Annotated in this window: 10 protein-coding genes; all 10 read right to left on the reverse strand. The window is 39.7% G+C overall.

What is annotated here, in order from left to right:
- Position 1 precedes the first annotated feature (1 nt).
- Positions 2 to 925 (reverse strand): signal recognition particle-docking protein FtsY, encoded by a 924-nt coding sequence (gene ftsY / locus DW005_RS06220; protein ID WP_022376848.1) that lies wholly within the window; start codon positions 923 to 925, stop codon positions 2 to 4.
- A 16-nt stretch (positions 926 to 941) separates the two neighbouring features.
- Entirely contained in the window at positions 942 to 4,505 is a 3,564-nt protein-coding gene (gene smc / locus DW005_RS06225) for a chromosome segregation protein SMC (protein WP_117478600.1), read from the reverse strand.
- A 3-nt stretch (positions 4,506 to 4,508) separates the two neighbouring features.
- Positions 4,509 to 5,207, reverse strand: a complete 699-nt coding sequence (gene rnc, locus DW005_RS06230; RefSeq protein ID WP_117478601.1) for a ribonuclease III — start codon at positions 5,205 to 5,207, stop codon at positions 4,509 to 4,511.
- A 15-nt stretch (positions 5,208 to 5,222) separates the two neighbouring features.
- A complete protein-coding gene (plsX, locus tag DW005_RS06235) occupies positions 5,223 to 6,227 on the reverse strand; it encodes a phosphate acyltransferase PlsX (protein WP_117478602.1) in 1,005 nt (334 codons plus the stop codon).
- Between the two features lie 90 nt (positions 6,228 to 6,317).
- Positions 6,318 to 7,100: a protein-glutamate O-methyltransferase CheR gene (locus DW005_RS06240; protein ID WP_022376852.1), complete on the reverse strand. Its 783-nt coding sequence runs from the start codon at positions 7,098 to 7,100 to the stop codon at positions 6,318 to 6,320.
- The gene (gene rpsA, locus DW005_RS06245) at positions 7,100 to 8,197 is read right to left on the reverse strand and encodes a 30S ribosomal protein S1 (protein WP_117478603.1); all 1,098 of its coding nucleotides are present in this window, start codon (positions 8,195 to 8,197) and stop codon (positions 7,100 to 7,102) included. The genes DW005_RS06240 and rpsA overlap by 1 nt, the downstream gene beginning before the upstream one ends.
- Positions 8,167 to 9,039, reverse strand: a complete 873-nt coding sequence (gene ispH, locus DW005_RS06250) for a 4-hydroxy-3-methylbut-2-enyl diphosphate reductase (protein ID WP_117478604.1) — start codon at positions 9,037 to 9,039, stop codon at positions 8,167 to 8,169. Before ispH ends, rpsA begins: the two co-directional genes overlap by 31 nt.
- Positions 9,029 to 9,697, reverse strand: coding sequence for a (d)CMP kinase (gene cmk, locus DW005_RS06255; RefSeq protein WP_117478605.1), 669 nt, complete (start codon positions 9,695 to 9,697; stop codon positions 9,029 to 9,031). Before cmk ends, ispH begins: the two co-directional genes overlap by 11 nt.
- A gap of 15 nt (positions 9,698 to 9,712) precedes the next feature.
- Positions 9,713 to 10,954, reverse strand: coding sequence for an NAD(P)/FAD-dependent oxidoreductase (locus DW005_RS06260; protein ID WP_117478606.1), 1,242 nt, complete (start codon positions 10,952 to 10,954; stop codon positions 9,713 to 9,715).
- A gap of 17 nt (positions 10,955 to 10,971) precedes the next feature.
- On the reverse strand, positions 10,972 to 11,454 hold the full coding sequence (locus DW005_RS06265; RefSeq protein ID WP_117478607.1) for a hypothetical protein: 483 nt from the start codon (positions 11,452 to 11,454) through the stop codon (positions 10,972 to 10,974).
- Between the last annotated feature and the right edge of the window lies 1 nt (position 11,455).

The raw sequence follows: 11,455 nt of genomic DNA on the forward strand, positions 1-11,455 counted from the left end.
TCTATTCTTCAAATAATGCATTCACAAACTCTTCGGCATCAAATCGCTGTAAGTCACCAATTTGTTCACCAATTCCGATATACTTAACCGGAATGCTTAATTCTGACTGAATTGCAATCGCAATACCGCCTTTTGCGGTTCCATCAAGTTTTGTTAAAATAACACCTGATACATCTGCCACTTCGCTAAATTCTTTTGCCTGTGCCAGTGCATTCTGTCCCGTTGTACCATCAACAACAATCATGGTCTCTAATAAGGCTTCCGGGTACTCTTTTTCGATGATGGTATGAATCTTGTGAAGTTCTGCCATCAAATTTTTCTTATTATGAAGTCTTCCTGCTGTATCACAGAGAAGAATATCAACATCTCTTGCTTTTGCGGCAGCAACCGCATCGTACACAATCGCAGCCGGGTCAGAACCTTCCTGTCCTGCAATAATATCTACGCCGGCACGATTTGCCCATTCTTTTAACTGATCAATTGCACCTGCACGGAATGTATCAGCGGCAGCAAGCATTACCTTTTTACCCTGATTTTTGAACTGTCCTGCCAGTTTGCCGACACTGGTCGTCTTACCAACACCATTTACACCAATCAATAATAAAACAGACTTTTTGTGTTCAAATTCATAAGCGTCTTCATGAATCTGCATCTGCTCCTTAATGGTATCAATCAAAAGCTGTTTGCAGGCAGAAGCTTCTTTAATTTTTTCTTCTTTTACACGTTCTTTGAGTCCATCAATAATACTCATTGTAGTATTAATACCGATGTCCCCCATTACCAGTAATTCTTCCAGTTCTTCATAAAAATCATCATCAATCTCCGAAAAACCGGTAAACAAAGAATCAATTCCGGAAACGAAAGAATCTCTCGTTTTGGAAAGTCCATTTTTTAATCGTTTGAAAAATCCAACTTTTTCTTCCATTGCTGTCTCCTTACTTTTAGTTGTCTAACTGCTCTTCAATGAGTTTTACGGATACCAGCGTAGAAACGCCTTTTTCCTGCATGGTAATACCATACAGAACATCCGCTGCTTCCATCGTGCCCTTTCGATGGGTAATTACAATAAACTGTGTGTTTTTTGTAAGCTTATGCAAGTATTTAGCATACCGCTTTACGTTGGAATCGTCAAGTGCTGCCTCAATTTCGTCAAGCAGACAAAACGGAGAAGGTTTCAAATTTTGAATAGCAAACAAAAGTGCAATGGCTGTTAACGCCTTCTCTCCACCGGACAACTGCATCATGTTGCCAAGTTTCTTTCCCGGCGGCTGCGCATTGATTGTAATGCCGGCTTCCAATACGTCTTCTTCCTCGACCAATTCCAAAGTACCTTTTCCGCCTCCAAACAACTCGCGGAACACCTTGTCAAACTGTTTCTGAATATCCGCAAATTTTTCTGTAAACTGTTTGCGCATTTCTTCATCTAAATCAGCAATAATCTTTTTCAGTGCGTCTTCTGACTCAATCAAGTCGTCATGCTGCGTTTTCAAAAGTGTATAACGCTCACTGACGGATTTGAAGTCTTCTATTGCATTTACATTGACATCGCCAAGACCACGAATTTTGTTTTTCGTATCCGTCACATTTGCCTTCATGCGTGTGTAGGAAATGGAATGGTCGATATCAATTTCTTTGGCACTGCGGTATGTAAGCTCATATTCATTCCACATATGATTGACTTTTGCTTCCATCTTCTCTTCGATGTTCTGCTTTCGCGACTCTAAACGGAAAGACTCTTTGTCGAGTTCGCTCATATGATTCATCAGCGCATCCCGCTTCTCAAAAATATCTTTCTGGGATGCCATCATTTCTTCTTTCTGCTTACTTTCCTCTTCAATTTCTTTGGTCAGGCGGACAATTTCTTCCTGTAACTGTTTGTTTTTCTCTTCGTAACCGGCAATTGCCTGTTCCATCTCAGAAACCGTATCATCCGAATTTTTCTGCTCCTGCATCAATTTGTTGTATTCTGTTTCCAGATCATGAAGTGATTCTTCAATTCGGTGAATATTTTCAGCTACATAATTGTTCTTTTGCTGGAACGAAGAAACTTCTAAGCGGTTTTGAGAAATTTTCTCTTGTAACTCCACTTGTTTTTCACGTTCTTCATCCAATTTGACAGATAAAAGTTTTACCTGCTCTTTTGCCTGCTCCTCTTTCTGCTTCGACAATTCCAAATCACTGTCGATTCTTGAAAGAGAATCTTCAATTAATGCCTTCTGGTTTTCAATTTCTTTTCCATCATTGGCAATAGCGCGGTATTCTTTTTCCTTCTGCTCTTTTACCGATACTGCCTGCTCATATTTAATCTGAGCCGTATTTTTCTTTAATTCCAGTTCTTTAACCGTCTCTTCTTTGGCATTGGCATCTTTAACAAAGTTTTCCACCTGTTTCTGTGCTGTCTGAATTTCTTCTTTCACGGAAGCAATTGCACTCTCAATCGTCTGTTTTTCTTTTTCTAATGCTTCCTGCTCCTTGCGGCGGCCAAGCAGATTTGAATTATTCTTAAAGGTACCACCGGAAAGAGAACCGCCTGGATGGAACAATTCACCCTCTAATGTTACAATACGCACTCGGTACTGATACTTTTTACTAATCTGCATCGCATGATCAATCGTATCCACAAGAAGAAAACGCCCTAACAGATATTCGATAATTAATTTATACTTTTCATCGCAGTCTACCTTGGAAGCTACATTTCCAAGAACACCATCTTCCTCTAGAATTTCATCTCGGAATGGCTTTTCTTTTTTCGGTGTAACTGTCGTCAGCGGTAAAAATGTAGCACGCCCCAAACGATTCTTTTTTAAATACTGAATCATTCGTTTTGCAACATGTTCATCCTCTGTTACGATATTTTGAATATTTCCGCCAAGTGCTGTCTCAACAGCAGTAATATATTTTTCTTTCACCCGGATAATATCTGCAACAACACCAAGCACACCTGGTTCCTGTTTCTTCTGCTCCATCACACGGCGGATACTCTGACTGTACCCCTCATAGCGCTCTGCCATGTTTTTTACCGTTTCCAGTTTAGAATCAATGATATGGTAATTCTTTTGTTTTTCCTGCTGCTTTTTCTGCAAAGATAAAATATCCTGCCGTTTTATATCTGCATTTCGTAAGAGTTCTTTTTTCGCCACATAAGCAGAGTCTAACTCTTTCTTTGCCGCCTTCAAAAGTTCCTCTTCTCTTTTCATTTCTTCTTCCGCTGAAGAATATTGTGTTTTATTTGCTAAAATCTTCTGATTTAATTCTGCTTTACGAATCTTATTCTGCTCCAGCATGGATTTCGCTTTCTGCTGTTCCACAGTAATCTTACTGGAAGCATTCATCGAATCCATAATCTGCTCATTCTGTTCGTTTAACTCGATTTCATCTTCTAAAATTGCTTTCTCTAACTGCTCCATCTGGCTGCTAAGCGATTTTTCTTCGTCTGTAATTTTCTCGAGTTCTAAAAGTGCCTCTTTCTGGGAAGCGGTATAAGAAGCCAGTTCCTCATTTGCTGCCTGTTTGGATTCCTCCAATGCATCCGTACGCTCTTTGTAATATTCTTTTCCCTGTGCGGCAGACGAAATTTTTTCCTTGGTAATACGAATTTCTCCTTCAAAATTCGTAATCAAAAGTTTATCCTGATTTACTTTTTCCTTTTTCTTCTCAACCGAACGATCAAACTCCGCAATTGCAGACTCTACCGAATCATATTCAGAACGCGATTTTTCTTTATCCGCTTTTGCCTGTTCCAATTCTTCTTTTGTATGGGAAAGATTTTTCTCAATTTCTTCTGTTTCCTGCTGTAATGTCTCATAATCCATGCAGAATAGTCCTACTTCAAACTGTTTTAACTCTTCTTTTAACTGAAGGAATTCTTTCGCCTTTTTCGACTGTTCTTCCAGTGGACCAACCTGTTTTTCTAATTCTGTCAAAATATCCTGTACACGAAGAAGATTTTGACGTTCTGTCTCCAGATTTTTCTCAGCAGCAGCCTTTCTTTTCTTGAATTTAACGATACCGGCAGCTTCGTCAAATAATTCTCTTCGCTCTTCCGGTTTACCACTAAGAATTTTGTCAATCTGTCCCTGCCCGATGATGGAATAACCTTCTTTTCCGATACCGGTATCAAAAAACAATTCCTGTACATCACGGAGACGGCAGGTTACACCATTTAACAAGTATTCACTTTCACCGGAACGGTACACTCTTCTCGCTACCTGTACCTCTTCATAAGGCAGATTTAATTTGTGGTCCTCATTGCTGATTGTCAATGCAACATATGCATAACTTTGTGGTTTGCGCATCTCCGTTCCCGAAAAGATAACATCCTGCATGCTCGAACCACGTAACTGCTTAGCACTTTGTTCGCCTAATACCCAGCGGACCGCATCGGCAACATTACTTTTTCCACTGCCGTTTGGTCCGACAATTCCGGTAATTCCATTATGAAATTCAAATACAAGTTTTTTTGCAAAGGATTTGAAACCCTGAACTTCTATACTTTTCAAATACATGGACTACTTCTCCTGTCTCAATAATAATATCGTTTCATACGCCGCCTTTTGTTCGGCCGCCTTTTTCGTACGGCCTTTTCCACGGCCATAGGCTTTCTCATTTACCATGCAGACCACTTCAAACGATTTATTGTGGTCAGGGCCTTCCTCTTTTTCCAGTGCATAAGAAAGATTTGTTTTTTCGTGAAATTTGCTCTGGATAATTTCCTGCAAAATTGTCTTACTGTCATAAAATAACTGTTTCTTTTCGATGTCCGATAAAACATACTGCAAAATAAACTCTCTTGCCGGATTCAATCCACCATCCAAATAAATTGCGCCAATTACAGCTTCAAAAGCGTCAGACAAAATCGAGTCTCTCTTGCCGCCACCGGTAACCCATTCGCCGTGTCCCAGTTTCAGATATTCTCCTAATTTAATTTCCCTGGCAGAAGATGCAAGACTCATCTCGCATACTAAACTGGCACGCAGCTTCGTCATTTTCCCTTCTACCATATCCTTATGGTTTGAGAAGATATAATCACTGCTTACCAATTCTAAAACAGCATCTCCCAAAAATTCCAGCCGCTCATTGTTTCTCTCATATTTCCAATGCCTCTCATTAGCATACGAACTATGTGTCAGCGCATTGTTAAGCAGCGAAAGATTTTGAAAGTGATATCCAATTTCGTCCTGTAACTGTGTTAATTTGTCTTCTTTCACAGCACAAAGCCTCCTTTAAGCCTGAATCTTGTCCTGTATTTTTTCATTAATACTATTTTCTTTAAATGTAATACATTGTCCCAAAGCCGTTTTGATTTCCGCACTCTTGGAATTTCCATGAGCCTTTACCACAAGCCCTTTTAATCCTAACAACGGGGCACCGCCCTGGCTGCTGACATCAAATGTCTTTAATAATCCTTTTAATGCCGGTTTAATCAGCATACCACCGATTTTTGTTCGGAGGCTCTTCATAATGCCCTCTTTGATGCAGCCTAAGAATGTTTTAGCAACACCTTCAAAAAATTTCAAAATCACATTGCCGACAAAAGCTTCACAGACAAGGATATCTGTGCCGCCTTTTGCAATATCTCTTGCCTCAACACTTCCGACAAAATTAATGTTTTTGCAGTCACGAAGCAACGGATATGTTTCTTTCACAAGCTGATTTCCTTTTTCCTCTTCGGTTCCGATATTTACAATACCAACCGTTGGATTTTTTTTGCCCATAACGTTTTCAAAATAAACCGAACCCATCTGAGCAAACTGAACCAGATGTTCCGGACGAGCGTCTACATTCGCTCCACAGTCGATTAACAGAGAAAATCCGTTTTTAGAAGGTAAAAATGGTGCAAGTGCCGGACGCTTGATTCCTTTGATTCGACCAACAACAAGTTGTCCACCAACCAAAATGGCACCTGTACTTCCTGCCGATACAATCGCATCCGCCTTTCCATCGCGTACTAATTTCATGGCAACAACTAAAGAAGAATCTTTCTTCTCACGAATTGCCTTTGTTGGGACTTCACCCATATCAATAATTTCTGTTGCATTCACAATTTCAATGCTTGCTTCCTCATAGGTATATTTTGCAAGCTCACTTTTTATTTCTTCTTCTCTGCCAACAAGAATTACTTTCATACCTTTATTCTCATTTACTGCCTCTGCGGCTCCTTTTACTGTTTCAACCGGTGCGTAATCGCCACCCATGGCATCTAACGCAATTACAACTTTATTTTCCATCTTTTTTACCTCCTAAAAAAACTCATACGTTATAAATATACTAGAAAATGAGAAAAAAAGCAATCAAAAAACCACCCGAAGGTGGTTTTCTTACTGTTTTTCATAAAAAAATGACTGAATTCCCTGGAAATTATACTTTTTCGCACCAATAATCTGCTCAGTGCTTCCTACAAACAAAATTCCCTGTTTGCATAAGGAATCCGAAAATCGGCGGTAAATCCGCTCCTTTGCCTCTTCCGTAAAGTAAATCATCACATTCCGGCATACAATCAGATGAACTCTCTGCGGATATCCATCCTTTAACAGATTGTGCTGCTTAAAAGAAATACATGATTTTAATTTGTTAGAAACACGGTAAATACCATGCTCATCTTTTTCTAAAAATTTATCTCTGTAACGCTGCGGCAGTCCTTTAATGCTCTGACCGGTGTAACACCCCGCCTTTGCTTTTGCTAAAACTTCCGCGTCCATATCCGTCGCCAAAATCTGAACTTGACTCAATGGAAGAAAATCACTTAAAACCATCGCCAGCGAATATGGCTCATCACCTGTTGAACAGGCTGCACTCCAAATACGCAAAGGTTTTGGAAAGCGTTTCAAAAGCAGTGGAATGATATCCTTTTCCAAGGTCTGCCATTGCAGAGGATTTCGGTAAAACTCTGATACATTGATAGTCAAATATGTAATAAAACTATCATGAATTTCTGTATCCTGTCTAAGTAATGACAAAAAAGTGTTATAATCATCTACTTGATGTTTTTTCAAAAAATTATCAATCCGCCGCTTCATCTGCCCTTCTTTGTAGGAATTTAAATCAATTCCTGACATTGAAAGGAATCCGCTTTTAAACCATTCGTAATCGTAAAGACCCATTATTCTTCTTCGGAATCTTCAACATCTGCTGCTTCGTTGCGTTTCTCAATCTCAAGTGCTTTTACACTTAAGCTGATTTTCTTTGTTTCTTCATTGAAATCAACGATTTTAGCAGTAATTTCCTGACCTACTTTCAAAACATCGGAAGGTTTTTCTACATGCTCAATAGCAATCTGAGAAACATGAAGCAATGCGTCAATTCCTTCTTCCAACTCAATAAATGCACCAAAATCAGTCATGCGGGCAACCTTACCGGTTACGATTGTACCAATCTGATACTTCTCTGCTGCATTTTTCCATGGATTGTTCTCTTCCAGTTTAAGAGTAAGTGCAATCTTTGTGTCTTGAATATCTTTAATCATGACATTTACTTTATCGCCAACTTTGAACAGCTTTTTAGGATCTGCAACGCGTCCCCATGACATCTCGGAGATGTGAAGAAGTCCATCTGCTCCGCCCAAGTCGATGAATGCACCAAAATCGGTAAGGTTTTTAACAGTACCTTCTACCATCATGCCAACTTTAATACGGGAAAGCAATTCTTCCTGCATTTTTTTCTTCTTAGCAACGATTAACTGTTTGCGGTCGCCAATAATTCTTCTCTTACGTGGATTAACTTCAGTAAGAACGAATTCAACTTCCTGATCCTGATATTTGGATAAATCTCTCTCATACATATCGGATACCAGACTAGCCGGGATAAACACACGGCCTTCACCATAAGAAACACTCAAACCGCCTTTGAGTACCATGGAAACTTTTCCGGTAAGTACTTCCTGCTTTTCAAATGCTTCCTGAAAACGTTCATTCATCTTATCCTGCTGAAGTCTCTTATAAGTAAGAAGAACCTGTCCCTCACCATCGTTGACTTTCAAAACTTTAACAGTCATCGTATCTCCTGGTTTTACTTCGGAGGTCAAGTCAACATCAGTATTGTTACTGTATTCATTCTTCGTTAAAATACCATCTGCTTTATATCCAATGTTCAAGATAATCTCATTGTCTTTAACTCCGATAACTGTCCCTTCTACAATCTCACCATTGTGGATTGTGACTAATGAATCCTCTAATAATTCTGCGAAACTTGCTTCTGACATGCCTTAAGAACCTCCTGTATAATAGTATTTGGGGTCGATGCCCCGGCAGTAATACCTAGGCTTGCAAAAGATGAGACCGGGATATCCGGCAAATCTTCTGCTGTCTGTATAAAAAAAGTGTTTTCACACTGATTTTTACATATTTCGTATAACTTGCGTGAATTGGATGAATGTGTTCCACCTATCACAATCATAGCGTCGGAATCCTTTGCTAAAGACTCCGCCTCCGTCTGACGTGTAGACGTAGCATTACAAATTGTATTCACAGCAAGTATATCATAACCTTTTTTTGAAAAAATTTCAACTAATTCTTGAAATTTTTTGTAATTAAATGTCGTTTGTGCTACCACGCATATCGGTTTTTCCCCTTTTGACGGCTTAAATAAAAGGGCATCTTCCTTCGATTCTACGACGGTTCCACCGTTTTTGGTCCATCCGAGAATCCCCTGTACTTCCGGATGTTTTGCCGAACCGATGATAACAATTTCATATCCTTTTTCACTGTATTCGGCAACGGTTTTATGAATTTTTTTCACAAATGGACACGTTGCATCCTCAAATGGAATTTTTTCCTCCTTGAGCGTGTGGATGACAGATTCCGGTACACCGTGCGAACGAATCACTAAAATCGCCTGACTCCTGTCTTCTTTTGCAATTTCATCCGGGTGTTCAATCACCTGTACCCCCTGCGATGCTAAATCCTCTACAACCTGCTCGTTGTGAATAATCGGTCCAAGTGTATATACTTTGTATTTTTTTTCTGCCAATAAATCATATACCGTATCAACGGCCCGCTTTACTCCAAAGCAGAACCCCGCGCTGTCTGCACATTTAATTGTCATGAGCCGATGCTCCTTGTATTTCAATAATTTTATTTACCACTTCATCGATTGATAAATCAGAGGAATCCAGATATACTGCATCTTCTGCCTGCTTTAACGGCGCAATTTCACGGTTCATATCCTGTTCATCTCTAGCAATGATATCCTTTTCAATTTGTGCCAAATCGCAGGTTTCTCCTTTTTCTATTAATTCTTTGTAACGGCGGTTTGCGCGCACAAAAGAACTTGCCGTCAGATAAATTTTGCACTCAGCATTTGGCAAAACAACGGTTCCAATATCTCTGCCATCCATAATGACATCATTGGCAGCCGCCAAATTTCTCTGCAATTCTAATAATTTTTCGCGAACCTTTGGATATTTTGCAACTACCGAAGCATTTTTTCCAACTTCTTCTTTACGGATTTCTTTGCTGACATCCGCACCATTTAAGAAAATATGCTGCTCGCCGTTTTCATACTGAATCGTAATATCAATTGCCTGACATTTTTCATTTACCGCATTTTCATCTGTTGTATCAATGCCGTTTGTCAAAAAATAATACGCCATCGTGCGGAACATAGCACCTGTGTCTACATAAACATAATTCAGTTTTTTTGCTACTAGCTTTGCGATTGAGCTTTTTCCGGCTCCTGCCGGTCCATCAATTGCAATATTCATTCGTAACGCCTCCTTCTAATTCGATTCTTCCCTGCCAGCCAAATACCCGGTAGACCATGCAATCTGAAGATTAAAACCTCCGGTTAAAGCATCCAAATCTAACACCTCACCGGCAAAGAATAATCCCTGTATTTGTTTCGATTCCATCGTTGATGGATCAATTTCCGAAACTTTTACACCCCCGCGCGTAATAATCGCTTCGTTGATATCTCTCAATCCTTTTAATGTTACCGTAAAATCCTTTATGCTGTCAACTAATTTCAACCGATTTTTTTTGTCAAGCTGATTCACTTTGCTGTCAACATCCAAGCCGGCACGGGACAACACTTCTGTTACCATGCTGGCAGGAAGAAGATTTCTGCAGGCATTTTTCAACGATAAATTCATGCGTTCCGAAAAATCTTTCACAATCCGTTTATCTAACTGCTCCATTGACAATGCCGGTTTTAAGTCAATATGCAGTATCAGCGGTTCTTTTTGCAGCTTGTCACCAACGATGCTGCTTGCGCTCAGCATAAGTGGCCCGCTCACTCCATAATGTGTAAACAGGACTTCACCGAAACCGTCATAGAGCGATTTCTGCTTGCCGGATTCTCTTCGAATCGATACTTGACAGTTTTTTAACGTTAATCCCTGCAATTGTTTTCCAATGTTATCTGCTGTGACAATTCCGGTTAAGCCCGGACGAATTGCCGTTACGGTATGTCCTGCCTCTTTTGCAAATTCATAGCCATCTCCCGTTGAACCGGTACTTACATAAGAACAGCCGCCGGTTGCCACAATCACTTTGTCCGCCGGCAGAGTATGCTGATTTTTCAGAACAACTCCCGTCACTTCACTTTCTTTGATTTGAAGTTTTTTTACCTCTGTATGAAGAAGTACAACTACACCAAGTCTTTTACACTCCTTCTCCAATGTTCGGATGACATCAGAAGATTTATCCGATGCCGGAAAAACGCGCTTTCCACGCTCCACTTTTGTAGGCAGACCATGCTTATTAAAAAAATCAACGACCTGTTCATTGGTAAAGGAATAAAACGCACTGTAGAGAAACTTAGGATTTGAAATTACGTTAGAAAACAAATCAGAAATATCACAGGCGTTGGTCAGGTTGCACCTGCCTTTTCCTGTGATAAAAAGTTTTTTTCCTAATTTTTCATTTTTTTCAACAATAGTGACGTCACATCCGCATGAGGCACTTTGAATCGCCGCCATCATGCCGGCAGGACCGCCACCGATTATGATTACTTTTTTCATTTTCTTCTCCGATGTATTTATGCCGATGCATAAACTTCATTAAATCCAAAAGACCGATGAGAACTTTTGTATCGTTTGTTTTTGCATCGGTAAATAATTTTTTTGCAATCTTTTACATTATCCAACAGACTGCTGGCAAAACAGTTTAATATTAATGTTTCCATCTGCTTAGAACAACGCTTTACCGGTTTTGCTTTCGAATCAAATGAAACCACAACGACATTTTTCTGCTGCTCTACATGGTCAACACGCACATCTTCATCTTCTAAATTCTGTGTTACCAGATAAGTGATATACTCTGCTGTCAATGTTTTTTCCTCTTTTTTAACAACAACCGGAATCAGACTCATTGTATCGGAATCAATGGAGTAAATCGTAAGTGTCTTCATCGTGCTTTTTGGCGTCGAAAGGGCTGTTTTTGCCGGTATCTCAGACGCTTTTCCACAACCATTTAATAATAACAAACCCACCATAAGTATTGCCATTATTTTAAATTTCAAT

It is taken from the genome of Clostridium sp. AF36-4, assembly GCF_003435975.1.
Classification (GTDB): domain Bacteria; phylum Bacillota; class Clostridia; order Lachnospirales; family Lachnospiraceae; genus Eubacterium_F.